The following is a 23,568-nucleotide window of genomic DNA, read 5'->3' as shown; positions in this document are numbered from 1 at the left end:
GGCGCCGATTCTACCCGGAGCCGATCGGCGCGACGACGGCACTGCGTCGACGTCGAGCGAGGGCCGAGGGCGGTCAGGCGGCCGACGGATCGGCGTCGCCCGCCGACTCCTGCGCCTCTTCGAGCTCGCGCTCGAACGCGTCGCGGACGAGTCGGTACCAGAGGAAGATGGCGAAGCCGGCGAAGATGACCCACTCGACGGCGTAGAAGATGTTGAGCCAGTTGACGGTGGCCTTGTCGATGGGCGGGGGCGACGAGATCGCCTCGAGACCGCCCCAGCCCCGGCCGTCGACGACGTAGCCGTCGTAGACGGCGCCCGAGAAGCCCTGCCACTCGTTGATCAGCTGCGGCACCGAGACGACGGTCTCGAGGCCCTGCTGGTACTTGCCGTCGGACGAGGCCTCGCTCGGCAGGTAGCGACCGGCCAGCGTCTCGACCGTCGGCGACAGCGGGACGGACGACTCCGCCGCGCGCGCCTGGGCGGCGGTCGCGCCCCAGCCGAGCGCAACGGCCAGCGAGGAGCCGTCGGCCCGGTCGACGAAGCGCCCGATCAGCCAGTAGCCGGATCGCCCTCCGTCGAGCCGGTCGCTGAGCACGCGGAAGTCGCCGGGCGCGAACGAGCCCTCGACGGTGACCTTCTGCCCGGTGAGGCGGTCCGGGAACTCGGACTGGGGCTTCGCGACGTCGGAGAGGACCTTGCTCGTCTCGGTGCCGGTGTTGATCGGTCGGAGACTGACGACGCTGCGGTCGAGCTGCCAGTGACCCAGCCACGCGAAGAGGGCCGCCACCGCGAGGGCGAAGACGAGCGCGGCGATCCAGCGGGGTCGCCGGGCGACCTCCCACATGCTCTCGGGCAGGAGGGGCGCCTTCACCTGGGTCTCGGTCATCAGTATTCGGGGTCTCTCTGCCTCGTCGCTCGCTGGTCGGACTGCTGCCCGGCCTGCTCCGCCGCCCGGTCGACCGTGGAGCGCTCCTCGGGCCCGAAGGCGCCGTCGAACTCGCTGTCGTAGTCGCCGTCGTCCGCATCGTCGCGGGATGCTCTCGCTTCGGACGACTCCTCGGTCTCGAAGTCGAACGCCTCGTCGTCGTCGCCGTCGTCCGCCCTCTGGAGAGGTCGCCCCGCGAGGGCGGCCTCCATGAGAGCGATCTCCTCGCCGTGTCGCGGTTCGGCCCGGGAGGAGCGGTCGGACGTCTTGCTCGGTTTCTTCCGCGATCGCAAGAGTACGCCCCCGATCCTCTCGGAATTGCTGGCGAGGAGCGGACCGACGACCGCCATGATCAGCACGTAGAGACCGGCGAACGGCTGGATGCGGGAGTCGAGTCCTGCGCCCACCGACAGGGTCGCCAGGATGAGCGCGAACTCCCCGCGGTTGTGGAGGATGAACGCGGTGTTGATGCCGGCCTGAGGCCCGAGCTTGTTGAGCCACGCGACGAACTGGCCCGCCCCGACGTTGATGACCATTGTCATGAGCACCGCGCCGAGCACGGGCCAGACGACCGCCGGGAACGTGCCGGGGTTGAGCCCCAGGCCGAAGTTGAGGAAGAAGAAGGCGGCGAACACGTCGCGCATGGGCAGGGCGAACGCCTCGATCCGCGAGCGGAACCGGGTCGCCCCGATGACCAGACCGATGAGGAACGCGCCGATGGCGTCGGTGACCCCGAGGATCTCGCCGATCCCGGCGAAGGTGACGGCGAGACCGAAGAACAGGATCGTGAAGAGCTCGTCGTCGCGCGTGCGGATGAGCCGCGAGACGACCTTGCCTCCCCAGCGCGCGACGCTGAACATCACCACGAGGAAGAGGAACGCGATGAGCAGCTTGCTGATGACCGGCAGCGGATCGGTCTCGCCGCTCAGCACGACCGACACGATCGCCAGGTAGATGGCGATGAAGATGTCCTCGACGACGGTGACGCCGAGGATCATCGGCGTCTCGTTGTTCGCCAGGCGGCCGAGCTCGATGAGGAGCTTGGTGACGATCGCGCTCGACGACGTCGCCGTGATGCCGGCGATGATGAGGGCCTCCCGCGTGCCCCAGCCGAGCCAGAAGCCGAAGGCCAGGCCGACCACCATGTTGGCTAGGATGTAGCTGCCGCCCGAGAGCACGAGCTTGCCGACGTTGCCGAAGAACTCGTCTTGATCGAACTCGAGGCCGAGGTTGAACAGCAGCAGGATCAGACCGAAGATCGCGATCAGCTCGATCTTGTCGGCGCCGAAGTCGAGCGGGAACCAGCCGACGTGCGGGCTCGCCAAGAGCCCGACCACCATGTAGATCGGGATTGTGGGCAGGCCGATCAGTTTGGCGAGCCTGCCCAGCACGTACGCGAGGAGGAGCAGGACACCGAGAACGAGGAGCTCTTCGCCCAGGTGCATCCTGCCTACCCTCCCGGCGGGGCGTCGATCGAGGAGCCGCCCGCCTTGGCCTTCATTCCGCCGCTGCGGTAGAAGGCGAAGGCCTTGGCGACCTTCTCGGGCGAGCCGGCGACCACGAGCGTGTCGCCGGGGAAGACGCGGAAATCACCGGAGGGCGCAGGATTCGCGGTCTCGCCGCGCACCACGGCCACGACGGTCAGGCCGACGACGCCCTTCGCGGAGAGGTCGCCGAGGGGCTGGCCGGCGATGTGGTCGTCGTAGTCGACCGTGAACCAGTCGATGCTGAGGCCGGGCATCTGCTCGAGCGCGGACAGCGACTCGGTGATGCGGGTGCCGCCAAGGAGCTCGGCGAGCGTATGCGCCTCGTCTTCGCTCAGGCGGAGCGAGACCTTGGTGACGTCTTTGTCGTCGGACTCGTCGCTGAACGTGATCAGATCGCTGTGACCCGACCGGTGCGTGATGACACCGCACTTGCCACCGTCGTCGGTGATGAAGGTGTGGAGCACTCCCACGCCGGGGAGTTTCACACGACGCACGTCAACCATGAGCTGGTCTCCAGAGGTTCGGGGGCAGTCGTCTCAGCTTACCGTTCGAGTTCTCGAGGGTCTCCGGGCTGCGCTTCACCTGTGGACAACGCCCGGAGGCCTCCTCCGATTCCCGCCGCCGGTGGCCGGCTCAGTGGGGGTGGTACGGCGCGACGACGACCTCGACGCGCTGGAACTCCTTGAGGTCGCTGTAGCCCGTCGTCGCCATCGAGCGGCGCAGGGCGCCCAGCAGGTTGGCGGTGCCGTCGGCCGTGGGGGCGGGCCCGTAGAGGATCGTCTCGAGCGTGCCGATCGAGCCGACCTCGACGCGGCGGCCGCGGGGAAGCTCCGGGTGGTGCGCCTCGGCACCCCAGTGGAAGCCGCCGCCGGGCACGTCGGTCGCCCGGGCGAGGGCGGCACCGAGCATCACGGCGTCGGCTCCCATCGCGACGGCCTTGACGATGTCGCCCGAGGTGCCGAGACCGCCGTCGGCGATGACGTGCACGTAGCGCCCGCCGGACTCGTCGAGGTAGTCGCGGCGAGCACCGGCGACGTCGGCGACGGCGGTGGCCATGGGCGCGTGGATGCCGAGCGAGGCACGCGTCGTCGACGCCGCTCCCCCGCCGAACCCGACGAGGACGCCGGCGGCTCCCGTGCGCATGAGGTGGAGAGCCGCGGTGTAGGTCGACGCTCCGCCGACGATGACCGGAACGTCGAGCTCGTAGATGAACTTCTTCAGGTTGAGCGGCTCGCTGCTCTTCGAGACGTGCTCCGCCGAGACGGTCGTGCCGCGGATGACGAACACGTCGACGCCGGCGTCGACGACCGTCTGATAGAGGTCCTGCGTGCGCTGCGGGCTGAGGGCACCGGCCACCACGACGCCGGCGGCACGGATCTCCGCGAGACGGGCCGTGACGAGGTCGGGCCGGATGGGGGCGGCGTAGATCTCCTGCATCCGGCGCGTCGCCTGGTCGTCGGGCAGGCCGCGGATCTCGGCGAGCACCGCCTCCGGGTCGTCGTAGCGGGTCCACACGCCCTCGAGGTCGAGGACCCCGAGACCGCCGAGCTGCCCCATGCGGATGGCCGTGGCCGGGCTGACGACGGAGTCCATCGGGGCCGCGATGATGGGCGACTCGAACTGGAACGCGTCGATGGACCACGAGACGCTCACGTCGCGCGGGTCGCGGGTGCGCCGCGACGGCACGATCGCGATGTCGTCGAACGCATACGCCCTGCGGGCGCGCTTGGCCACGCCGATCTCTACCTCAGTCACCCGTCAACCCTACCGGTGACCGCCGACGGGCGGCCTCCGCCCGCTAGCGACGGTAGTTCGGCGCCTCCACGACCATCTGCAGGTCGTGCGGGTGGCTCTCCTTGAGGCCCGCGGCGGTGATGCGGACGAACTTGCCCCGCGCCTTCAGCTCGGGGACGGTGCGACCGCCGACGTAGAACATCGACTGGCGCAGGCCGCCCGCGAGCTGGTACACGACGTTGGACAGAGCCCCGCGGTAGGGCACCTGGCCCTCGACGCCCTCGGGGATCAGCTTGTCGTCGGAGGGGACGTCGGCCTGGAAGTAGCGGTCCTTCGAGTAGGAGGTGTTCTTGCCGCGCGTCTGCATGGCACCGAGCGACCCCATGCCGCGGTAGTTCTTGAACTGCTTGCCGTTCACGAAGACGAGCTCGCCCGGGCTCTCGTCGCAGCCGGCGAGGAGCGAGCCGAGCATGACGGTGTCGGCTCCGGCCACGAGGGCCTTCGCGATGTCGCCGGAGTACTGCAGCCCGCCGTCGGCGATGACCGGGACGCCCGCCTCGCGCGCGGCGAGCGACGCCTCGTAGACGGCGGTGACCTGGGGGACTCCGACGCCGGAGACGACGCGGGTCGTGCAGATCGAGCCCGGACCGACGCCGACCTTGATGGCGTCGGCGCCGGCGTCGATGAGGGCCTGGGCGCCGCTGCGCGTGGCCACGTTGCCGCCGATCACGTCGATGTGGGCGAACGACGGGTCGGCCTTGATCCGCTTGATCATGTCGAGCTCGCCGAAGCTCTCGCCGTTGGCGGTGTCGACGACGAGCACGTCGACGCCCGCGTCGCGAAGGGCCTGCGCGCGCTGCCAGGCGTCGCCGAAGAAGCCGATGGCGGCGCCGACGCGGAGGCGGCCCTCGTCGTCCTTCGTGGCGTTCGGGTACTTCTCGCTCTTGTCGAAGTCCTTGACGGTGATGAGGCCGCGGAGCTTGCCGTCGGCGTCCACGAGCGGGAGCTTCTCGATCTTGTGCTGGGCGAAGATCGCCACGGCGGAGTCGGGGTCGACCCCGACCGGAGCGGTGATGAGGTTCTTCGAGGTCATCACGTCGCGGACGAACGTCGTGGCCATCTCGAACTTCGAGACGAAGCGCATGTCGCGGTTGGTGATTATGCCGACGAGGGTGCCGTCCTGCTCGACGACGGGGAGGCCGGAGACGCGGAACTGCCCGCAGAGCGCGTCGACCTCGGCCACGGTGGCGTCCGGCGTCGTCGTGACGGGGTTGGTGATCATGCCCGACTCGCTGCGCTTGACCTTGTCGACGTGCGCGGCCTGGTCGGCGATCGAGAGGTTGCGGTGGATCACGCCGATACCGCCCTGACGGGCCATCGCGATCGCCATGCGCGACTCGGTGACGGTGTCCATCGCCGCGGACAGGAGCGGGGTCGCGACCCGGATCCGCTTGGTCAGCTGCGACGACGTGTCGGCCTCCGAGGGGATGACGTCGGTGTGCCCGGGGAGGAGCATGACGTCGTCGTACGTGAGTCCGATGAAACCGAAGGGATCCGGCTGGTCCATGAGCCACCTTTGCGTGCGAGCCTCTTCGCGAGGCAGCGGGGGCAGCCGCCCGGGGGAGGCGCTGCCGAGGAGCCGGTTTCGCCGTCGATCACCGGTGGTACATCTTAACCCGGGTCGCGCGTTTCTATTCCGGCCCGGGGGCCTCACCCGACATACTGACCTGTGTCCCGACTGTGTTCTCGACGAAACACAGAAGACACAAAGGGAAAGTACTGTCAACGACGACGGCGAGCCAGACCCTCGGGGAAATGTCCTGACTGGGCCGTCCAGGAGGATCCGTGACTCTCACCCCCACTCTCGCGCACCCCCGGCGGAGGTCCGTCCAGCGGGGCCGCCACGCCCTCGTGCTGCTGGCGTCGATGCTGATGCTCGGCCTCGTCGCGACGATGGCGTCCCTCGCCGTCTCCCCCTCGGCGGCGAGCGCGGCGACGGTCTGCGCGACCGACGCGAGCACCGCCTGCATCCAGGGCACGCTGCTCCGGAGCGACTCGAAGCCGGCGGCGGGCGTCGACATCCAGGCGACCAGTCCTGCGGGCGACGTCGTCAAGGCGACCACCGACGCGACGGGCCGCTGGGTCATCCCGGTGAAGTCCTCCGGCACGTTCACGGTGCGACTCGTCGAGTCGACTCTCCCGAGCGGCCAGTACCTGGCCAACGAGAAGACGAACGACCGCAAGGTGGCCGTGACCCTCGGCTCCAGCGCCGGCACGATCTTCCAGCTGTCGACCACCAAGGGCGCGGTCATCGACAACGCCAACAACGGCAGCGACTTCTCCTGGCAGCGGCTCGCCCAGCAGAGCGTCTCGGGCATCCGGCTGGGCCTCCTGCTCGCGCTGGCCGCGATCGGCCTCTCCCTCGTCTACGGCACGACGGGCCTCCAGAGCTTCGCGCACGGCGAGCAGGTCACCCTCGGCGGTCTGCTGGCGTACACCTTCGCGAACGTGCTCGGGATGAACCTCATCCTGGCCGCTGTGATCACGGTGATCATCTCCGCGGCGACGGGCTTCTTCCAGGACATGCTGATCTGGAAACCGCTCCGGAAGCGGGGCCTCAGCCTCACCCAGCTGATGATCGTGACCATCGGCCTCTCCATCGCCCTGCAGTACGCCTTCCAGTACTTCTACGGCGCCGCGACGGTCCGCATCGACACGAACAACCCGACCACGGTGAACATCGGCGGCGTCGTCCTGACGGTCCAGTCGTACGTCGCCATGGGCATCTCGATCGTGGTGCTGGTGCTCTCGGGCCTCTTCCTCCTGAAGACCCGCACCGGCCGCGCCACGCGGGCCGTGAGCGACAACCCGGCCCTGGCCGCCGCCTCCGGCATCGACGTCGACCGGATCATCCGCCTCGTCTGGACCATCGCGGCCGGCCTCGCGGGCCTCTCCGGCGTCATGCTCGGGCTCGTGCTCAACGGCGTGAACTGGCAGACCGGTCTGCAGATCCTGCTGCTGATCTTCGCCGCCGTCACCCTCGGCGGTCTCGGCACGGCCTTCGGCGCCCTCGTCGGCTCGCTCATCGTCGGCATCATCGTCGAGCTGACCAACCTCGTGCTGCCCGGCGACTTCAAGTACGCGACCGCACTCCTCATCCTCATCGTCATCCTGCTGTTCCGACCGCAGGGCATCTTCGGCCGCCGCGAGCGCATCGGTTAAGGGAGCACCACACCATGGATTACCTCGTCAGCCTGCTGCAGTCCCTCACGGTCCAGGCGCTCGCGCCCACCACGGCAGCGTTCGCCATCGCGGCCATCGGCCTCAACATCCACTTCGGCTTCGCCGGCCTCCTCAACATCGGTCAGGCGGCGTTCCTCCTGCTCGGCGCCTACGGATTCGCCATCTCGATCGAGAACGGCCTCGGCATCTGGCTGGCCACGCTCGTCGCCCTCCTCTGCGCGCTGGTCTTCGCGTTCGTCCTCGGGTTGCCCACCCTGAAGCTCCGGGGCGACTATCTGGCGATCGTCACGATCTCGGCGGCGGAGATCATCCGCATGGTGGGCCGGTCGAGCATCCTGACCAGCCTCACCGGCGGCTCGAACGGCATCACCGGCAACACGTTCAACGGACCCTTCATCGCCCTGTCGCCGCTCCCGAACCAGGCGACCACGATCCTCTGGTTTACCTACGACAACAACGGCGTCAACGGCTGGTGGATCCGCATCGTCGGCTGGTCGCTCGTCGCGCTCTTCACGCTGCTCGTCTTCGCTCTCAGCAGGAGCCCCTGGGGCCGCGTCCTCAAGGGGATCCGCGAGGACGAGGACGCCGTCCGCAGCCTCGGCAAGAACGTCTACTCGTACAAGCTCCAGGCCCTCGTCCTGGGCGGCCTGATCGGCGCCGTCGCCGGCATCATCTACGTGCTGCCGTCGTCCGTCCAGCCCGACGGCCTCGGACGCTCGACGACGTTCTTCATCTACACGGCCCTGCTCCTCGGTGGCGCGGCCAGCGTTTTCGGCCCCGTGCTCGGCGCGATCCTCTTCTTCGTGATGCGGCTGCTCATCCAGACCCTGGCGCAGGACTTCATCCCGTCGAGCATCATGAACCAGCAGCAGACCGTCCAGTTCTCGTACGTCCTCGTCGGAGTCGCGCTCATGTGCCTGATCATCTTCAGACCCCAGGGGATCCTGGGCAACAAGAGGGAGCTGTCGTTCAGTGTCTGAGTCAACCGGAACCACGCAGGATGCCCAGCCCGGGTACGACTACGACCGAGTCGAGCTCCGGCGCAAACTCGCCGCCGTCCCCGAGGAGCCCGGAAGCGCGAAGCCCGACCCCATCCTCACCGTCGACAACGTCGTCCGTCGCTTCGGCGGCATGACCGCCGTCGACGTCGGACACGTCGAGGTGCAGCGCGGTGCGATCACGGCCCTCATCGGCCCGAACGGCGCCGGCAAGACGACGTTCTTCAACCTCCTCACCGGCTTCGACAAGCCGAACTCGGCCCCCACGCTGACGAACCGCGGCGAGGGGACGGCCCGCTGGCTGTTCAACGGCCGCGCCATGGGCGCCGTCGGAGCCGCCGCGGTCGCGCGCCGCGGGATGGTCCGCACCTTCCAGCTCACGAAGGCGCTGTCACGGCTGACCGTGATGCAGAACATGCTCCTCGGGGCGAAGGACCAGCCCGGCGAGAACTTCTTCATCGCGATCATCAAGCCGCTCTGGAAGAAGCGCGAGGCGGAGATCGAGGCCAAGGCCGAGGAGCTCCTCAAGCGCTTCAAGCTCTACGAGAAGAAGGACGACTACGCCGGCAGCCTCTCGGGCGGCCAGCGGAAACTCCTCGAGATGGCCCGCGCGCTCATGAGCGACCCCGCGATGATCATGCTCGACGAGCCCATGGCCGGCGTGAACCCGGCCCTGACCCAGTCGCTGCTCGGCCACATCCAGAGCCTCCGCGACGAGGGCACGACCGTGCTCTTCGTGGAGCACGACATGCACATGGTCCGGCACATCTCCGACTGGGTCATCGTCATGGCGGAGGGCCGCATCGTGGCCGAAGGCCCCGCCGGGACCGTCATGGACAACCCCGCCGTCATCGACGCCTACCTGGGCGCCCACCACGACACCGACCTCGGCGACGACTCCCTCCTCACCGACGAGTCCATCGACCGGCTCGAGGCCGAGGTCGAGCAGGAGAGCGCCCAGCGCGAAGAGGAAGACAAAGCATGAGCAACGCCATCGACACCACCGTCCACAAGGGCACCGAGAAGTTCGCGGGGCAGGAGCCGATCATGCGCGCCGACGACCTCGTCGCCGGCTACCTCCCCGGGGTCAACATCCTCAACAACTGCGACCTCGTCTGCTACCCGGGCGAGCTCATCGGCATCATCGGACCGAACGGCGCCGGCAAGTCGACGCTGCTCAAGGCCCTCTTCGGCCTCGTGAAGATCCACTCCGGCAGCGTCACGCTCGCCGGGCAGGACATCACCAACCTGAAGGCGAACAAGCTCGTCCAGGCCGGAGTCGGATTCGTGCCGCAGACGAACAACGTGTTCCCCTCCCTCACGATCGAAGAGAACCTGCAGATGGGGATGTTCCTCCGCCCCAAGCAGTTCGAAGAGCGACTCGACAGCATCTTCGAGATCTTCCCCGTCCTCGCCGACCGCCGGGCGCAGCGCGCAGGATCCCTGTCCGGCGGCGAGCGCCAGTCCGTCGCCATGGCGCGGGCGCTGATGATGGACCCCAAGGTGCTGCTCCTCGACGAGCCGTCCGCCGGGCTGTCGCCGGTCCGCCAGGACGAGACGTTCATCCGGACCCGCCGCATCAACAAGGCCGGCGTCTCGGTCATCATGGTCGAGCAGAACGCCCGCCGCTGCCTGCAGATCTGCGACCGCGGCTACGTCCTCGACCAGGGGCGCAACGCCTACTCGGGCACGGGGCACGAGCTCGCGGACGATCCGAAGGTGATCGAGCTCTACCTCGGAACCCTCGCCAAGGACGTCGACAACTCCTGACGTCCTGGTGGGGCCGCTCGCGGCGTCGTCGACGTCGGCGATGGCGCCGCCATCGCGCTCCTCCTCCGCCTCGCGACCGACCACACCAGGCCGCCAGGCAGAACGGCGAACGGGGCCGCTCGCGGCGTTGTCGACGACCGCTAGCGGTCGCGCGCGGCCTCGGCGAGCGTCGCGGCCCAGGTCTCGTGCATCGTCTTCCACGAGAACATCTGCTTGACGTACATCTCGCCGATCCGCCACGACGGGAACGGCACGAAGGTGAGGCCCGGGGTCCGCTCGGCCACCTCGACGCTGATCGCGTTGAGCCGGTCGACCTGGCGGTCGATGACCCGGCGCACGGCGGGGCGGATGGGCCGGAAGTCCGACAGCGGCGGGATGCCCGAGACGATGACGCGGCACGCCCGCAGCCCCGACTCCCGCTGGATCCGCTCGGTCACCGCGAGGAGGTCGCGCGCCCACGCCTCCGAGCGCGTCACCAGGAGGACGTCGGGGATGCCGAGCAGCAGGAACGCCAGCTCGACCCCCTCGGCCGACAGCGAGGGGCGTGCGGCCAGCCCGGCCATCGTCAGGTCGGTCTTCGCGATGACGCGCCACGAGCATCCTCGGCCCGTCGCCGCGGACAGCGCGTCGGCGGTGCGCGTCACGACCGTGAGCCCGTGGCTGAGCACGCCGTGGCCCGACGCGGCGACGTCGCCGGCGAAGAGGACCCGCAGGGGGTCGATGCCCTCGTGCTCCGTCACGAGCGGGTCGCGCGGGTAGAGGTTGCGCCGCACCTCCACCTGGTAGAGGAAGAACGAGATGCGAAGCAGCGGCCGCCCGAGCGTGTGCAGCGCATCGGTGAGACGACGCCCTCGGAGGGGCGTCCGGTCTCGGGTTTCGGGCGCGGAGGACATCGGGTCCATAATCCCACGCCGGGGGACAATTGTCAGCGACTTCGGTCCCCCCAACGGAGGACCCGCGGATGAAAACGACGAAGCCCGGCAGGATCGCTCCTGCCGGGCCTCGCCGTCGGGTCGTGCTGTGTGCGAAGGGTTACTTCACCGCTCCCTGGATGCTGCTCTGGTAGACGGGGACGTTCTTCGAGTCGTACTTGTAGATGCCGATGTAGGCGCTCGACGGGTCGTTGTTCTTGTTGAACGGACCGATGCCGGACGGGCCCTGGTACTGGATGCTCGTGCCCGCGTCCAGCAGCTTCTTGCAGGCCGCGTACGTGGCGCACTTGGTGCCGCCGTCGGCTCCGGAGACCTTGGCCATGTTGGCCTGGATCGTGCCTGCGTCGGTGCCCTTGCCCGCCTCGGCCGCGAGGGCCGTGAGGGTGATGGCGTCGTACGACTCGGCGGCGTAGGAGTAGTCGCTCAGCGCCTTGCCCTGGTTCTTCTGGTACCAGGAGTTGAGCTTGGCCTTGAGGTCGGTCGTCGGCTGGGCGCCGGGGATGGTGCCCTTGCCGTCGGCGAGCGTGCCGGCCTTGAAGTCCTTCGAGTAGTCGGCCGTGTTGCCGTCCGACATGTAGGTCTTCTTCATGTTCCAGCCCTGCGAGACGAGCTCCGGGACGATGGATTTCGTCTCGTCGAACGCCAGGACGACGATCGCGTCGGGCTTGGCGGCGAGAGCCGCGGTCACCTCGGACGAGAAGGTCGTCTGACCGGGCGGGAACTCCTGGCCCTTGCCGGTGCCGCCGTAGACGACGGATCCGCCCGCAGCTTCGACGGCCTTCTGGGTGGAGTCGCGGAGACCGGTGCCGTAGGAGTCGTTGAAGACCAGGAAGGCGACCTTCGCGTTGCCGTCGCCGACGACAAGCTGACCGAGGGCGGAACCCTGGACCGAGTCCGGCGGAGCGGTGCGGTAGTAGTAGGACGAGTAGCCCGAGAGCGTCGACGCCGTGTTGGCGGGCGAGATCTCGATCGTGCAGCTACCCGTGATCTGGTCGATGACGTTCAGCGTGACGCTGGACGACTCCGCTCCGAGGACGACGGAGACCTTGGCGGCCTTCAGCTTCGCGGCGGAGGCCGACGAGACGGTGAGGTCGGTCGAGTCGCCGGAGTCGGTCGCGGAGGCGATCGAAACGGGCTTGCCGATGACACCGCCGGCGGCGTTGATGTCGTCGAGGGCGAGACCCGCACCCGCGACGGCGGGCGGGCCGAGGTAGGCCAGCGACCCGGTGAGCGGCAGCAGGGTGCCGATCTTCATGGCCTCGGTGGACGGTGTCGACGGGGCCTTGCAGCTGGCTGCAGGGTCGGTCTTCTTCGACGCGCTGGGCGACGCCGAACCCGAGGGAGAGGTGGAGCCACCCGCGGAACACGCGGCCAGGAGCACTGTTGCTGCTCCGGCGACCGCGAGGACCTTGAGGGCGGTGATGGATCTGATCATCCGTGGAACCCTTTCGTGACGGCGGTGATGCGGCGACACGATGGCGTGCCGTCCTACCGTTGAATGGGTCTGAACCTATTGGTCGAATGTTTCACCCGTGTGTTGCGGGCATCAAGATGGGGTTTCGTTAGCAATTCGTGATGTATCCGCCGAGTCGCGCGGGCGCCCCTTCCGGGCCGGACGGGGTGGGCGTGAGGCCCGGAGGGCGTCGGCGCTGAGGATCGCGAGTGCCACCCAGATCAGCCCGAAGCCGATCCACCGTCCGGTGGACATGGGCTCGTGGAGCACCGCGACACCCACGACGAGCTGCAGGATCGGGGCGAGGTACTGCGTGAGACCGAGCGTCGAGAGCCGCAGGCGACGAGCGGCGCCGGCGAAGAGCAGGAGCGGCACGGCGGTGATGACGCCCGTGCCGATCACCGCGAGAGCCTGGCCCGTCCCCGCCGTGCCGAAGACGAGCCCGGACGTCGCGCCCGTGACGACGAGGGCGATCACGGCGACCGGCGAGAGCAGCAGGGTCTCGAGGGTGAGCCCGTCGACGGCGCCCAGTCGACCCCCGACGCGCTTCTTGATCAGGCCGTAGAACCCGAAGGAGAAGGCCAGCAGGAGCGAGATCCACGGGAACTGCCCGTAGCCCAGGGCGATCACGACGATGGCCACGACGCTGAGGCCGACGGCGATCCACTGCGCGACCCGGAGCCGCTCCCGCAGGACGAGCACGCCGAGCAGCACCGTGACGACGGGGTTGATGAAGTACCCGAGCGAGGCCTCGACGACGTGCCCCGACAGCGTCGCGAAGATGAAGGTGGTCCAGTTGACGACGATGAACGCGCCGGCGAGGCCCATCGTGCCGACGAGACGACGGTCGCGCAGGAGCGTTGCGAACCGGCGGAAGCCGCGCGTCACGGCGAGGAGGATCCCGCAGAAGATCAGCGACCAGAGGATCCGCCAGGCGACGACCTCCACCGCTCCGGAGGGCGCGAGGAGCAGGAAGTAGACGGGGAGGACGCCCCAGAGCGCGTAGGCGCCGAGTGCGGAGAGGACGCCGGTGCGGGCCGAGGTGTCGGGTGTCGGGCTGTCGGTCGTCGGGGTGGGCTGCGTCACCTCGAAAGCCTAGCCGCGCAGGATGCCCGGGGCCGGTGCCGCGACCGCCACCGACCCGCAGCCTCCTGCCACGACGCACGAAGGCCCCCTCCCTGACGGGAGGGGGCCTTCGTGGACCTGCGGTCGTGACCGACCAGCCCGGGGACTAGTGGACGATGACGGCGAGGACGTCGCGGGCCGAGAGGACCAGGAGGTCTTCGCCCGAGTACTTCACCTCGGTCCCGCCGTACTTCGAGTAGATGACCTTGTCTCCGACGGCGACGTCGAGGGGAACGCGGTTGCCGTTGTCGTCGATGCGCCCCGGCCCGACGGCCACGACTTCGCCCTCCTGGGGCTTCTCCTTGGCGGTGTCAGGGATGACGAGGCCCGAGGCAGTGGTCTGCTCGGCCTCGACCTGACGGATGACGATGCGATCTTCGAGCGGCTTGATGTTGACCGACACGGTTGACCTCTTCTTTCTCACAAGCTGCGACTGTGCTTCTGGTCGATTTCAGACGAAACATCTGGTTGGCACTACACGCGTGCGAGTGCCAGATCAACTCTAGGGCGTGGTTGGCACTCGGTCAATCCGAGTGCCAATCCCCGGGGTGCGACGATGGACCCATGGAATCCGCCGAGCTCCGCCGACTGCTCACCACCGAGGGGCTGTCGCTGCTGGACTCCCTGCCGCCCTTCGACGCGAAGGAGGACGTGGTGGGGCAGGTGTCGCGGCTCCGGCGGGCCGGCCATTCGCCCGAACTCGTCTCCGCCGTCCTCGGCCAGGCGCGCCTCCGGTCGAAGGGGCGAGCCAAGTTCGGCGATTTCGCCGCCCGGATGCTCTTCACGGAGGCGGGCCTCGAGCAGGCGACGCGCCTCGCGGTCGCCTCGACGCACGCGGGGCGCTTCCGTCGCGCCGGCCTCTCCCGGGTGGCCGACCTCGGCTGCGGCATCGGCGGCGACGCCCTCGCGTTCGCGGCCCTCGAACTCGGAGTCGTCGCCGTCGACCGCGACGAGGTGACCGCGGCCATCGCGACCTACAACCTCGCCCCGTGGGAGAGCGCCGAGGTGCGCCTCGGCACGGCGGAGGAGGCCGACCTCGACGGCGTGGACGGTGTCTTCCTCGACCCGGCGCGCCGCACCTCCGGACACTCCTCCACGTCGCGGTTGAGCGACCCGGCGGACTGGTCCCCCGGGCTCGACACCGCCTTCGCCTTCGCCGAGCGGCTCCCGACCGGCGTGAAGCTCGGACCGGGGATCGATCGCGAGCTCCTGCCGGACGACGCGGAGTGCCAGTGGATCTCCGTCGACCGATCGGTCGTGGAGGTCGGCGTCTGGTTCGGCGCTCTCGCCCGCCCCGGCATCCGGCGGGCCGCCCTCGTGCTCGGTGCCTCCGGCCCGGCGGAGCTGTCGGCGGCGGGCGACTCCGAGGACGTCGAGGTCGGCCCGCTCGGCGAGTACCTCTACGAACCCGACGGCGCGGTCATCCGGGCCCGGCTCATCGGCGACCTGGGACGTCAGCTGGAGGCGCGGACCATCAGCCGCGACATCGCCTACCTGAGCTCCGACATCGCCGCCGAGACGCCGTTCGCTCAGTGCTTCCGGGTCGTCGAGACGTTCCCGCTCGACGAGCGGAAGCTCCGGCAGGAGTTGAAGCGGCGCGGCATCGGACGCGTCGAGATCAAGAAGCGGGGCGTGGACGTCGATCCCGCGGCGTTCCGGAAGAAGCTGCAGCTGCAGGGCTCGAACGAGGCGACGCTGATCCTGACCCGCGTGGCCGGTCGTCACACGGCGATCCTGGCCGAGCGCGTGGCGTTCTAGCGGCTCCGGGCCGAGCGGCACCCCCTTCCGCCGCGGTGCACCCTCTCGATGCGGGGTGCGCTGTCCCGCGCGGGGGTGCGGCTCAGCCGGGAGGGGGTGCGGCTCAGTGCAGGGCGACGAGGCCGAGGAGCACGATCGTCCCGACGACCACCAGGCCCGTGACGGCGACGGCCCCGAGCCAGACGGCCGCGATGACGAGGCCGGCCACGCGGCTCCTGCGACCCTCGGGCCCCGGTCGCGACCGGCCGAGCCCGTAGAACAGCGCCGCGAGCACCAGCGGGCTGCGGAGGAACGGGACACGGCCGCGAGGGATCACGGGTTGTAGGTGCCCGTGCCCGAGTCGGAGAAGTCGCCGGAGTTGAAGGCGTTCGCGAAGATCACGGCGTAGAAGGCGATAAAGCCGATCGTGAAGGCGACGCCGACGAAGCCGGTGATGATGCCGGCGAGCGCCATACCGGAGCCCTGCTGCTGGTAGCGCTTGATCCGGCTGCGGGCGATGAAGCCCGTGACGACGGCGGCGATCGGCAGGAGACCGAAGGTGACGGCGAAGCCGAAGGCGACGCCGACGATCCCGAGGATCATCGACACGATGGCCAGCGCGCTGCGGCTGCCGGGGTAGGGGCCGGCTCCCTGCTGCGCGTGGGGGTTCTGGCCGTACGGCTGCTGCGCGTAGGGATTCTGGCCGTACTGCTGCTGCGCGTACGGGTTCTGGCCGTAGGGCTGCTGGCCGGAGGCGTTCTGGCCGTACGTCTGCTGCGCGTAAGGCTGCTGCCCGGAGGCGTTCTGGCCGTACGTCTGCGGCGCGGGCGACTGCTGGCCGCCCGGGTGCTGCTCGCCGTACCGCGGCTGCTCCTGCTGGCCGTAGGCCGGCGGCTGGCCGTAGGCGGGCGGCTGCTCGGCGGGAGCATCCTGCCCCGCGTTGTGCGGTGCTGCGCCGGGGGCGCCGTCGTTCGGCTGCGTCCACGCGTCGTTCGACGGGGGCGTCGCCGACGGGTCGTGGGGCGTCTGGTCGGACATGTGTCGCACTCCGCTTCTGTGTCTGGGGTCGGGCCTGGTGGGGACCCGCGGGCCCGGCTCCGGATCGGTTCGGAACGCACTGCCTCGTGCCGACGACCCTACTACCCGGTTCGGACCACGCAGCAGGCCCCCGTCCGGGACGACCGGGCGGGGGCCTGCGCTAATGCTCCAAGTGTCAGTTGGTGCCGACGCCCTGGTTCTGGAGCTGCTGCGCGAGGACGGCGGCGAGGACGATCGTCGCGATGCCGATCAGGATGCCCACGATGCCGAGGATGATGCCGGCGAGGGCGAAACCGTTGCCACGCTGGCCGGTCTTCTTGATCTGGCTGCGCGAGACGAGACCGAAGATCAGCGCGACGAGGCCGGGGATCCCGTAGAAGCTCAGGACGAACGTGCAGCTGACGATGCCCACGACGAGCGCGGCGACCGACAGCTTGTTGAGCGCGCCGGTGGCGGCGACGCCCGTCTGGGGAGCGGGGTTCGCGGCGGGAGGGGTGGAGCTGGACATGGGTGTCTCCGATTTCGGGAAGGGTGGCCGGACGTGATCGGCGCGGCCACGAGCGGCGTCGACGCTGCTCGGCGTCGAGATTATTCCCGGAGCGGACCGTTCGGTTCGCTCCCCCGCCGACTAGCCGGAAAACGCGCCGGGCCGAGTCGCCCGGGGCCCGCGCCGGCGGAGTCGCTTTTCGGCCCAGGCCAGGTCAGAGCGCCTGAGCGCTCGTCACCGGGAGCGTGGAGTCCGCCCCGAAGCCGAGGGGCGAGGGCGTCCGCCCGCGGGCGACGAGCTCCGCCCCCAGAGCGGCGATCATGGCGCCGTTGTCGGTGCACAGCGACAGCGGCGGGATCCGCAGGGCGACCCCGGCGGCGGCGCAGCGCTCGGCCGCCACCTGGCGGACCCGCTGGTTCGCGACGACGCCTCCGCCGAGCAAGAGCCGCGGCACCCCGAGGTCGCGGCAGGCGGCGAGGGCCTTGGTGAGGAGCACGTCGACGACGGCCTCGCGGAAGCTGGCGGCGACGTCGGGCACCGGGATCGGGGCTCCTGCGCTCTCGGTCTTCTCGACCCAGCGCGCGACCGCCGTCTTGAGACCCGAGAAGGAGAAGTCGTAGCGGTGGTGCACCAGGTCTTTGGGAAGGGTCAGCCCGCGCGGGAACCGGATCGCCGCCGGGTCGCCGGTCGCCGCCACGCGGTCGATCTGCGGGCCCCCGGGGTAGGGCAGGCCGAGCAGGCGCGCCACCTTGTCGAAGGCCTCCCCGGCGGCGTCGTCGATGGTCTCGCCGAGGAGCTCGACGTCGTCGAGGAGATCGCGGACGAGCAGGAGCGACGTGTGACCGCCCGAGACGAGGAGCGCGATTGTCGGCAGCTCGATCTCGCTGCCGTCGTCGCGCAGCACGTCGGCGCCGACGTGGCCGACGAGGTGGTTGACGGCGTAGAGGGGCTTGCCCGAGCCGAGCGCGAGCGCCTTTGCCGCCCCGACGCCGACCATGAGGGCGCCGGCGAGCCCCGGACCGCTCGTCACGGCGATGGCATCGAGATCGTCGAGGGTGACGTCGGCCTCGGCGAGCGCCGCCCGGAGCGCGGGCTGCATCGCCTCCAGGTGGGCGCGGGCGGCGATCTCCGGCACGACGCCGCCGTAGCGGGCGTGCTCGTCCATCGACGACGCGATGACGTTGGCGAGGAGCGTGCGGCCGCGGACGATCCCGACGCCGGTCTCGTCGCAGCTCGTCTCGATGCCGAGGACGAGGGGTTCCCGGTCGCTCACGACGCACCTCCACCGGTCGGGGCGGGGAGCTTCGCGCGCATGACGAGCGCGTCGACCCCCTCGGGCATGTAGTAGCGGGGCCTCACGGCGATGCCCTCGAAGCCGAGCGACTCGTAGAGCGCCTGGGCGCCCGGGTTGTCGACTCGCACCTCGAGGAACGTCTCGCGCGCTCCCCTCTCGACGGCCTCGGCCAGCATCCTGCGCATCAGGTCGCGGGCGACGCCGCGGCGACGGACCGCAGGATGCACGGCGATCGTCTGCACATCGGAATCGGGCGACCCGACCGGTGCGAGCATCCCCGCGTACGCGACGACCGCGTCGCCCTCGGTCACCACGAGATAGAAGCCGGAGGAGTCGGAGACCTCGCGGGCCATGGTGTCGCGCGACCACGCGTCGAGTTCGAACACGCTCGACTCGATCGCCATGATGCCGTCGACGTCGGCCGGCTCGGCCCTCCGGACGACCAGCGGCGCCCCGGTCACGAGACCCTCTTCGGCGCGCCCGGCACGGTGACGTCGGGTGAGCGCAGGTAGAGCGGCACGTCGGCGGCGAAGGAGCGGCCGCGCGCGAAGAGCGTCTCGCCGAGCATCCCCAGGGCTCCCGCACTGATCGGCGTGTTCGCCGGGTCGGTCTGGTTGCCGAGCAGCGCCTCGGCGTGGGGGGCGAAGGATGCCCGGATCGTCGCCTCGAGCTCGCCCGGCTTGCACAGCCCCGGCTCCCCGAGCCGCACGGGCAGGCCCTGCTCGTCGAGGCCCGCGTACGCACTGAAGTACACCTCGCGGCGGCGCGCGTCCGTGACGACGAGGAGGGGCACGGCTGTGGCCCCCGTTCCGAACACGACGGCGTCGTGGCTCACCAGCGGCAGGCAGGGCTTGCCGGCCCCGAAGGCGAACGCCCGCGCGGCCGCGATCCCCACCCGAAGCCCCGTGAACGGCCCCGGCCCCATGCCGGCCACCACGGCGCTGAGTCGCCCGGGAGTGATGTCGACCTCGGCCAGCACCTCGGTGATCAGCAGCCCGATGACTTCGGCGTGCCGGCGGGTGTCGAGCTCTTGCCGTTCGGCGAGGACTCCCCCGTCGCGGTCGACGACGGCGACGGACGTCCCCGACGAGGTGTCGATGGCCAGCAGCATTCCCCAATCGTAGGCCAGTCGCGCCTCTTGCAAGATCATGTTTCATTTGACATTCTACATCACGACTGTTTGTATCAACGGGCTGGGAGGAATCGCCTCCAATTCGCTCTGGCGTCGGCATCGAGAAGGGAAAATCATGGAAATCATCCTCGACAACACAACCGTGGAACGCGAAGTCGCGAGCCCCGCTGACGTGCTGTTCATCCCCACCTACGTTCCGACCATCGAAGAGACGGTCAAAGCAAGCGGTGGTCACCAGCAGGCCATGGGCTAGCAGAAATGCCCGGAGTGCGCGTTCCCAGGGAAGACCTCCGGGTCCCTGACGCCGAGGCCGATCTCTATCTGGTCGGCCTCGGTATCGGAGGGCTCGATTCCCGCTCAGTGGAGGTCGATTCCATCCTGCGTCAGGCGTCGGTCGTCTTACATCTCACAGCGTTCGACGATTCTCTGCGAGCTCTGTCTTCCGGACTCGTTGTCGATTTACGTCTTCTCTATGAGTCCGACGACGACCCAAAGATCGTGTACGACTCCATCACCCGTGCGGTTCTGTGCCAGGCCACCGACCAGAGCCCTGGTCGATATGTTGCGTTCGCCAGCTACGGCCATCCTCTCAACTTGGTCGACTCGAACTGGGACATTCTGTCTCAGGCGCGCAGCCATGGCCTCCGAGCAAAGGCAATCGCGGCAACCTCATTCGTAGATCAGGTGCTGGTCGATCTCGAGCATCGTTTCGATCGTGGACTCCAGGCCTACGAGGCGAATTTCTTCATGGAACGGAAGGTTGAGGTCGATCCGCGGATCGCCCTACTCCTCAGTCAGGTGGGGCATTTCCACACGAAAAAACTTCGCACGCACACCAACATCGTGTCGCGGATGCACCCCTTGATGTCGCGTCTCGGCGAGCTCTACCCATCAGAGCGCAGGTGCTGCGTGATCTTCTCGTCTTGGCGCTCTGACATGGCGCCGGAGGTGGCTTGGACGACCATCGGCGAGATTGCGGCGATCGTGAGCTCGATCCACACTGGTTGCTCGCTTTTCGTTGCCGGTGATTCCGATGTCCACTGACGCCGCTCGTCAGTCCACATGGCTCTCATTTGATTTCTGGGGCACGCGAATCGACGCGAGAACGCACCATCCGCAGGACGCAGCGCACTTGGCCTACTACTTCGCCGATCACCTCTGCAACGCAGAACCCCAAGCCCCCGTGGCGATCGAATTCATCGGTGACGATGCCGCATTCGTCGAATCCGCGCCGCACCTGCGGTCGGTGCTTCGCAGGCGGTCCCCGACGAGCGCTTGGGAGCCACTCGATCAAGGCGGGCCGACTCCAATACCACCCTTCACCGATCCGCCCCTCAGTGACCGATTCAAGACCATCCACGCAAGTTGCGCCGCTCTGCCGATCGACGGTGAGCGCGCCATTGTGATCACTGGCGAGTCCACAGCTGGCAAATCGGCCGTGCTGCTGGCATTGCTCGAACGCGGCTGGCATTTCATCAGCGATGACACGTGCGTGGTCGACGACGATTCGATGGTTTGGCCCTACGGACGCCCCATCGGAATCCGGCAACAGACGCGGACAATTCTGTCGGGAATTCGAATTCCCGCTGGAGTCGGGGTCGACTTCACAACATCCACAGGACTGACGAAATGCATCCGTGCCGCCGACCTTGGCTTTTCCGTCAGGAGCCGACCCGCGGAATGGGCCTGGACCGTTCATCTGGTCAAATCGAACAGCTTCACTGTTGAGAGGCTGGCTGGCGATGCTCTTCGCCTCCAGCTCGATGTGAGCAGACACCTGAAGTCGGCTGTCGCCTGCATTGAGGACTTGTGCTCTCCTCAAACAGATGCAGAAGGTGCGCCTCGTGCATGACGCAACCCCGGTAGTCCGACTTCGATTCTTCGGTGTCGATGTGGCCGTATCCTGCACTCGACGAGATGTCGACGACCTCGATTTTCTCTACGGTAGTTTTCTGACGGACGATGCCTCCTTCGATCCGGCCATCCATGTCACTCTGAAGTGTTCCGAGTGGCCGTCGCGGGGTTTCTTCACAAGCCTCCTCGCAAAGGACCGACTTCTGAAGTCGATAGAGGTTGAGCCGCTTCACGTGGATGCACGACTGGGGCGCTCGTCTTTCCGCGAGTGGTCGACCATCCCCTCCCCTTTTCCACCCCTGTTCCACTCTCGGCTTTGGTCGTCCATCGCGACGACGCCGGGCGCTCTAGTCCAAACCGGGTCAGGCCAACGCATCTTTATCGTCGGCGAGAACTACGTCGGAAAGACAGCTCTGGCGTTGGCGCTCTGCCGTCGAGGAGCACGCCTCGTGACGGACAACATCACCTCTATCGACACGCAAACCGGTCGGGTATTGACGTACGAGACGCCCCTCGGCTTTCGCCGGCAATCACTTCTCGACCACCTACCCGTCTTCGATCGGCACCCTCATCGGACGACGGTCTCGCCGGACACGGGTCTCGTGGGTCTGCTGTCGCCGTCTTCCGTTCTGGGATTCGCCAACGCCCCAGGCGGACGAATTGCGCGACTAGTCGTGCTGCGATCTGGCGAATCGGAAACGATGCGCCAGGAGCCCGCACCTCAGTTGCCCTGGTTCACCGGCGTCGAGGGATTCGATCAACGCGACTACCTCCCCGACGAAGCCCTCGTCGTCACCGTGAAGAAAGGAACCCCGCCTGATGACATCGCCGCTCTCATCGAAAACCGGTTCGTCGAGTGACCTCCCGCTCTTGCGGGCCGAAGGGATCTCACGGTCGTACCCGAAGAAGGCCGAGCCGGCCCTCGCCGTGTGCGACGTCACCATCGGCTCCGGCGAGACAATCGCTTTGGTCGGTCACAACGGCGCCGGAAAATCGACTTTCCTCGACATCCTGGGTGGCCTCGCGAAGCCCGACACCGGACGCGTCCAGCTGGGTCTCCCGACCCAGGAAGTCGGTTGGTGCCCACAACGCGAGATCATCGACTGGTCGCTCACCGTCAAGCAGAACATCGCTCTCGGCCTCGCGCTGCGGCGACGACTCTCGCACGGTCGGCGTAGCGAACTGATCCTCGGCGTCAGTGAGACTCTGCGGCTGACGCCCTATCTCGACCGGACTGCCGAGGGGTTGTCCGGCGGCGAGTTGCGACGCACTCAGATCGCGCGCGCGTTGGCTGGCGAGCCGGCCTTCCTCGTGCTCGACGAGCCCACGACCGGTCTCGATCCGGAGGGTATCGGCATTGTCTTCGACTACCTTGCGCAACGACGAACCCATGGGGCCTCGGCCATCATCAGCACGCATGAGACCTCGCGTTTTGCCCGGTATTGCACGCGAGTCATCGCCCTTGACCGCGGTCGGATCATCGCCGACGAACCGGTCGAGAAGTTCATCGCTCGCACGGACGACCATGACGACCTGTGGGCCGCCTACACGGTCCTCCAAGACGAGTGGGCGCACCGATGAGGCCGTTCACCCTGCTCGAATTCCATTTCTTCTCGCTGTGGAACTGGCGCGCCTCCTATCTGGGGCGCTTTCTCGAGCCGATCGCCTATCTCGCCTTCTTGACGGCAGGTCTCAGTCGATCCGTCGCCGTTCCCGACGGGGACTATCTCGGCTTCGCCACGACGGGATTGTTCTGCTTCATTGCGTTCCGATCCGCGACGAGCACGGTCTCGGACGTCGCGAACGACCGCAAGTGGGGCGTGACCGCCATTTACACGCTTCAGGGCGGCAGCATCGCCGGCTACCTCGCGAGCATCCTCATGTTCGGCGCCCTCGTCTTCGCGGCGCAGATCATCATCGTCATCGCCGTCGGCAGCGCCCTCTTCGGATTTGCCGCGATCGGTGGACCGCCCCTGCTGGCGCGCGCTGCCATGGGGTTGCTGTTGGTCGCCGGCTGGGTCGGCATCGGGGCCGCGGTCGCTGCTCGCGTCCAGTCGTACGCCGTCCGTGACCTCGTCATCACCGTCACGTCGCTACCGGTCGTGCTCTCGGCGCCGCTCTTTTACCCGCTGGCCTCGGTGCCGCCGTATCTGCACGCGATTGCCCTGGCCAACCCGCTCACCTATCAGGTCGGGTGGATGCGCTCGGGGCCCGCCGGCCCGACTCTGCTGTTCGCAACGGTGTGGGCCGTCGGCGCCCTGTCTCTTGCGCTCGTCATGCTGAGCCGGGCGGATCGCGTGTCTCGCGAACGATGACGTGTCCCTTTTCTCGCAACGTCTGGCCTGGTGCCGACGTCGGG

26 protein-coding genes are annotated in these 23,568 nt (G+C 68.4%); 11 read left to right on the top strand and 15 right to left on the bottom strand.

Going from position 1 to position 23,568, the window contains the following annotated elements; all coding sequences use genetic code 11:
• Window positions 1-73: 73 nt before the first annotated feature.
• From AS850_RS01790 to guaB, 5 genes are all read right to left on the bottom strand, one after another.
• Entirely contained in the window at window positions 74-886 is an 813-nt protein-coding gene (locus AS850_RS01790) for an SURF1 family cytochrome oxidase biogenesis protein (protein WP_119867569.1), read from the bottom strand.
• Window positions 886-2,370, bottom strand: coding sequence for a cation:proton antiporter (locus AS850_RS01785; protein ID WP_119867568.1), 1,485 nt, complete (start codon window positions 2,368-2,370; stop codon window positions 886-888). Before AS850_RS01785 ends, AS850_RS01790 begins: the two co-directional genes overlap by 1 nt.
• A gap of 5 nt (window positions 2,371-2,375) precedes the next feature.
• Window positions 2,376-2,882 (bottom strand): cation:proton antiporter regulatory subunit, encoded by a 507-nt coding sequence (locus AS850_RS01780; protein ID WP_236940797.1) that lies wholly within the window; start codon window positions 2,880-2,882, stop codon window positions 2,376-2,378.
• A gap of 163 nt (window positions 2,883-3,045) precedes the next feature.
• A complete protein-coding gene (locus tag AS850_RS01775; RefSeq protein WP_119867566.1) occupies window positions 3,046-4,167 on the bottom strand; it encodes a GuaB3 family IMP dehydrogenase-related protein in 1,122 nt (373 codons plus the stop codon).
• Window positions 4,168-4,210: 43 nt separating this feature from the next.
• Window positions 4,211-5,713, bottom strand: a complete 1,503-nt coding sequence (gene guaB / locus AS850_RS01770) for an IMP dehydrogenase (RefSeq protein WP_119867565.1) — start codon at window positions 5,711-5,713, stop codon at window positions 4,211-4,213.
• A gap of 278 nt (window positions 5,714-5,991) precedes the next feature.
• Between guaB and AS850_RS01765 the strand changes: the two genes are divergently transcribed.
• The 4 genes from AS850_RS01765 to AS850_RS01750 all read left to right on the top strand — a co-directional run bounded on the left by AS850_RS01765 (window position 5,992) and on the right by AS850_RS01750 (window position 10,157).
• Window positions 5,992-7,368 carry a branched-chain amino acid ABC transporter permease gene (locus AS850_RS01765; protein ID WP_236940796.1) on the top strand — a complete coding sequence of 459 codons (1,377 nt, stop codon included), beginning with the start codon at window positions 5,992-5,994 and terminating at the stop codon, window positions 7,366-7,368.
• Window positions 7,369-7,382: 14 nt separating this feature from the next.
• Window positions 7,383-8,369 (top strand): branched-chain amino acid ABC transporter permease, encoded by a 987-nt coding sequence (locus tag AS850_RS01760; RefSeq protein ID WP_119867564.1) that lies wholly within the window; start codon window positions 7,383-7,385, stop codon window positions 8,367-8,369.
• Window positions 8,362-9,372 carry an ABC transporter ATP-binding protein gene (locus tag AS850_RS01755; protein ID WP_119867563.1) on the top strand — a complete coding sequence of 337 codons (1,011 nt, stop codon included), beginning with the start codon at window positions 8,362-8,364 and terminating at the stop codon, window positions 9,370-9,372. Before AS850_RS01760 ends, AS850_RS01755 begins: the two co-directional genes overlap by 8 nt.
• Window positions 9,373-9,434: 62 nt before the next feature.
• Window positions 9,435-10,157: an ABC transporter ATP-binding protein gene (locus AS850_RS01750; protein ID WP_442856915.1), complete on the top strand. Its 723-nt coding sequence runs from the start codon at window positions 9,435-9,437 to the stop codon at window positions 10,155-10,157.
• Window positions 10,158-10,297: 140 nt separating this feature from the next.
• Here the strand turns inward: AS850_RS01750 and AS850_RS01745 are convergent, their stop codons facing one another.
• From AS850_RS01745 to groES, 4 genes are all read right to left on the bottom strand, one after another.
• The gene (locus AS850_RS01745; protein ID WP_123955415.1) at window positions 10,298-11,050 is read right to left on the bottom strand and encodes an SGNH/GDSL hydrolase family protein; all 753 of its coding nucleotides are present in this window, start codon (window positions 11,048-11,050) and stop codon (window positions 10,298-10,300) included.
• A 139-nt stretch (window positions 11,051-11,189) separates the two neighbouring features.
• A complete protein-coding gene (locus AS850_RS01740) occupies window positions 11,190-12,524 on the bottom strand; it encodes an ABC transporter substrate-binding protein (protein ID WP_119867560.1) in 1,335 nt (444 codons plus the stop codon).
• Window positions 12,525-12,635: 111 nt separating this feature from the next.
• Window positions 12,636-13,628, bottom strand: coding sequence for an EamA family transporter RarD (rarD, locus tag AS850_RS01735; protein ID WP_119867559.1), 993 nt, complete (start codon window positions 13,626-13,628; stop codon window positions 12,636-12,638).
• Between the two features lie 145 nt (window positions 13,629-13,773).
• Complete coding sequence (gene groES / locus AS850_RS01730; RefSeq protein ID WP_119867558.1) at window positions 13,774-14,070, bottom strand: co-chaperone GroES; 297 nt, start codon at window positions 14,068-14,070, stop codon at window positions 13,774-13,776.
• A gap of 161 nt (window positions 14,071-14,231) precedes the next feature.
• Here groES and AS850_RS01725 point away from each other — a divergent pair, with 161 nt between their 5' ends.
• Window positions 14,232-15,425, top strand: a complete 1,194-nt coding sequence (locus AS850_RS01725; protein ID WP_119867557.1) for a class I SAM-dependent methyltransferase — start codon at window positions 14,232-14,234, stop codon at window positions 15,423-15,425.
• Window positions 15,426-15,528: 103 nt separating this feature from the next.
• Here the strand turns inward: AS850_RS01725 and AS850_RS01720 are convergent, their stop codons facing one another.
• The 6 genes from AS850_RS01720 to tsaB all read right to left on the bottom strand — a co-directional run bounded on the left by AS850_RS01720 (window position 15,529) and on the right by tsaB (window position 19,334).
• On the bottom strand, window positions 15,529-15,741 hold the full coding sequence (locus AS850_RS01720; RefSeq protein ID WP_119867556.1) for a hypothetical protein: 213 nt from the start codon (window positions 15,739-15,741) through the stop codon (window positions 15,529-15,531).
• Window positions 15,738-16,442 carry a DUF4190 domain-containing protein gene (locus tag AS850_RS16975; RefSeq protein WP_119867555.1) on the bottom strand — a complete coding sequence of 235 codons (705 nt, stop codon included), beginning with the start codon at window positions 16,440-16,442 and terminating at the stop codon, window positions 15,738-15,740. Before AS850_RS16975 ends, AS850_RS01720 begins: the two co-directional genes overlap by 4 nt.
• A gap of 175 nt (window positions 16,443-16,617) precedes the next feature.
• A complete protein-coding gene (locus tag AS850_RS01710; protein ID WP_119867554.1) occupies window positions 16,618-16,950 on the bottom strand; it encodes a DUF4190 domain-containing protein in 333 nt (110 codons plus the stop codon).
• Between the two features lie 193 nt (window positions 16,951-17,143).
• Window positions 17,144-18,202, bottom strand: coding sequence for a tRNA (adenosine(37)-N6)-threonylcarbamoyltransferase complex transferase subunit TsaD (gene tsaD, locus AS850_RS01705; RefSeq protein WP_119867553.1), 1,059 nt, complete (start codon window positions 18,200-18,202; stop codon window positions 17,144-17,146).
• A complete protein-coding gene (gene rimI, locus AS850_RS01700) occupies window positions 18,199-18,684 on the bottom strand; it encodes a ribosomal protein S18-alanine N-acetyltransferase (RefSeq protein WP_173795168.1) in 486 nt (161 codons plus the stop codon). Before rimI ends, tsaD begins: the two co-directional genes overlap by 4 nt.
• Window positions 18,681-19,334, bottom strand: a complete 654-nt coding sequence (tsaB, locus tag AS850_RS01695; protein WP_119867552.1) for a tRNA (adenosine(37)-N6)-threonylcarbamoyltransferase complex dimerization subunit type 1 TsaB — start codon at window positions 19,332-19,334, stop codon at window positions 18,681-18,683. The genes rimI and tsaB overlap by 4 nt, the downstream gene beginning before the upstream one ends.
• 136 nt (window positions 19,335-19,470) lie before the next feature.
• Here tsaB and AS850_RS16400 point away from each other — a divergent pair, with 136 nt between their 5' ends.
• Genes AS850_RS16400 through AS850_RS01680 form a run of 6 tightly spaced genes read left to right on the top strand, consistent with a single transcriptional unit; the run spans window position 19,471 to window position 23,524 of the window.
• On the top strand, window positions 19,471-19,608 hold the full coding sequence (locus AS850_RS16400) for a hypothetical protein (protein WP_164088356.1): 138 nt from the start codon (window positions 19,471-19,473) through the stop codon (window positions 19,606-19,608).
• Between the two features lie 5 nt (window positions 19,609-19,613).
• Entirely contained in the window at window positions 19,614-20,399 is a 786-nt protein-coding gene (locus AS850_RS01690) for an SAM-dependent methyltransferase (protein WP_119867551.1), read from the top strand.
• A complete protein-coding gene (locus tag AS850_RS16200; RefSeq protein ID WP_123955414.1) occupies window positions 20,389-21,207 on the top strand; it encodes a hypothetical protein in 819 nt (272 codons plus the stop codon). The genes AS850_RS01690 and AS850_RS16200 overlap by 11 nt, the downstream gene beginning before the upstream one ends.
• A complete protein-coding gene (locus AS850_RS16195) occupies window positions 21,182-22,069 on the top strand; it encodes a hypothetical protein (RefSeq protein ID WP_164088355.1) in 888 nt (295 codons plus the stop codon). The genes AS850_RS16200 and AS850_RS16195 overlap by 26 nt, the downstream gene beginning before the upstream one ends.
• Window positions 22,029-22,790: an ATP-binding cassette domain-containing protein gene (locus AS850_RS01685; RefSeq protein ID WP_119867550.1), complete on the top strand. Its 762-nt coding sequence runs from the start codon at window positions 22,029-22,031 to the stop codon at window positions 22,788-22,790. Before AS850_RS16195 ends, AS850_RS01685 begins: the two co-directional genes overlap by 41 nt.
• Window positions 22,787-23,524 carry an ABC transporter permease gene (locus AS850_RS01680; protein ID WP_119867549.1) on the top strand — a complete coding sequence of 246 codons (738 nt, stop codon included), beginning with the start codon at window positions 22,787-22,789 and terminating at the stop codon, window positions 23,522-23,524. Before AS850_RS01685 ends, AS850_RS01680 begins: the two co-directional genes overlap by 4 nt.
• Window positions 23,525-23,568: the final 44 nt, after the last annotated feature.

The organism is Frondihabitans sp. 762G35, assembly GCF_002074055.1.
Lineage (GTDB): Bacteria > Actinomycetota > Actinomycetes > Actinomycetales > Microbacteriaceae > Frondihabitans.
The sequence above is the reverse complement of the archived record's forward strand: the minus strand, read 5'-3'. Positions and strand labels throughout refer to the sequence as shown.

What these genes read in the sequence shown, in the direction of transcription:
- AS850_RS01790 (WP_119867569.1), bottom strand. Translation starts at nt 886, where the DNA reads ATGACCGAGACCCAGGTGAAGGCGCCCCTCCTGCCCGAGAGCATGTGG.
- AS850_RS01785 (WP_119867568.1), bottom strand. Translation starts at nt 2,370, where the DNA reads ATGCACCTGGGCGAAGAGCTCCTCGTTCTCGGTGTCCTGCTCCTCCTC.
- guaB (WP_119867565.1), bottom strand. Translation starts at nt 5,713, where the DNA reads ATGGACCAGCCGGATCCCTTCGGTTTCATCGGACTCACGTACGACGAC.
- AS850_RS01760 (WP_119867564.1), top strand. Translation starts at nt 7,383, where the DNA reads ATGGATTACCTCGTCAGCCTGCTGCAGTCCCTCACGGTCCAGGCGCTC.
- AS850_RS01750 (WP_442856915.1), top strand. Translation starts at nt 9,435, where the DNA reads ATGCGCGCCGACGACCTCGTCGCCGGCTACCTCCCCGGGGTCAACATC.
- AS850_RS01745 (WP_123955415.1), bottom strand. Translation starts at nt 11,050, where the DNA reads ATGTCCTCCGCGCCCGAAACCCGAGACCGGACGCCCCTCCGAGGGCGT.
- AS850_RS01740 (WP_119867560.1), bottom strand. Translation starts at nt 12,524, where the DNA reads ATGATCAGATCCATCACCGCCCTCAAGGTCCTCGCGGTCGCCGGAGCA.
- AS850_RS01725 (WP_119867557.1), top strand. Translation starts at nt 14,232, where the DNA reads ATGGAATCCGCCGAGCTCCGCCGACTGCTCACCACCGAGGGGCTGTCG.
- AS850_RS16975 (WP_119867555.1), bottom strand. Translation starts at nt 16,442, where the DNA reads ATGTCCGACCAGACGCCCCACGACCCGTCGGCGACGCCCCCGTCGAAC.
- AS850_RS01710 (WP_119867554.1), bottom strand. Translation starts at nt 16,950, where the DNA reads ATGTCCAGCTCCACCCCTCCCGCCGCGAACCCCGCTCCCCAGACGGGC.
- tsaB (WP_119867552.1), bottom strand. Translation starts at nt 19,334, where the DNA reads ATGCTGCTGGCCATCGACACCTCGTCGGGGACGTCCGTCGCCGTCGTC.
- AS850_RS16400 (WP_164088356.1), top strand. Translation starts at nt 19,471, where the DNA reads ATGGAAATCATCCTCGACAACACAACCGTGGAACGCGAAGTCGCGAGC.
- AS850_RS01690 (WP_119867551.1), top strand. Translation starts at nt 19,614, where the DNA reads ATGCCCGGAGTGCGCGTTCCCAGGGAAGACCTCCGGGTCCCTGACGCC.
- AS850_RS16200 (WP_123955414.1), top strand. Translation starts at nt 20,389, where the DNA reads ATGTCCACTGACGCCGCTCGTCAGTCCACATGGCTCTCATTTGATTTC.
- AS850_RS16195 (WP_164088355.1), top strand. Translation starts at nt 21,182, where the DNA reads ATGCAGAAGGTGCGCCTCGTGCATGACGCAACCCCGGTAGTCCGACTT.
- AS850_RS01685 (WP_119867550.1), top strand. Translation starts at nt 22,029, where the DNA reads ATGACATCGCCGCTCTCATCGAAAACCGGTTCGTCGAGTGACCTCCCG.
- AS850_RS01680 (WP_119867549.1), top strand. Translation starts at nt 22,787, where the DNA reads ATGAGGCCGTTCACCCTGCTCGAATTCCATTTCTTCTCGCTGTGGAAC.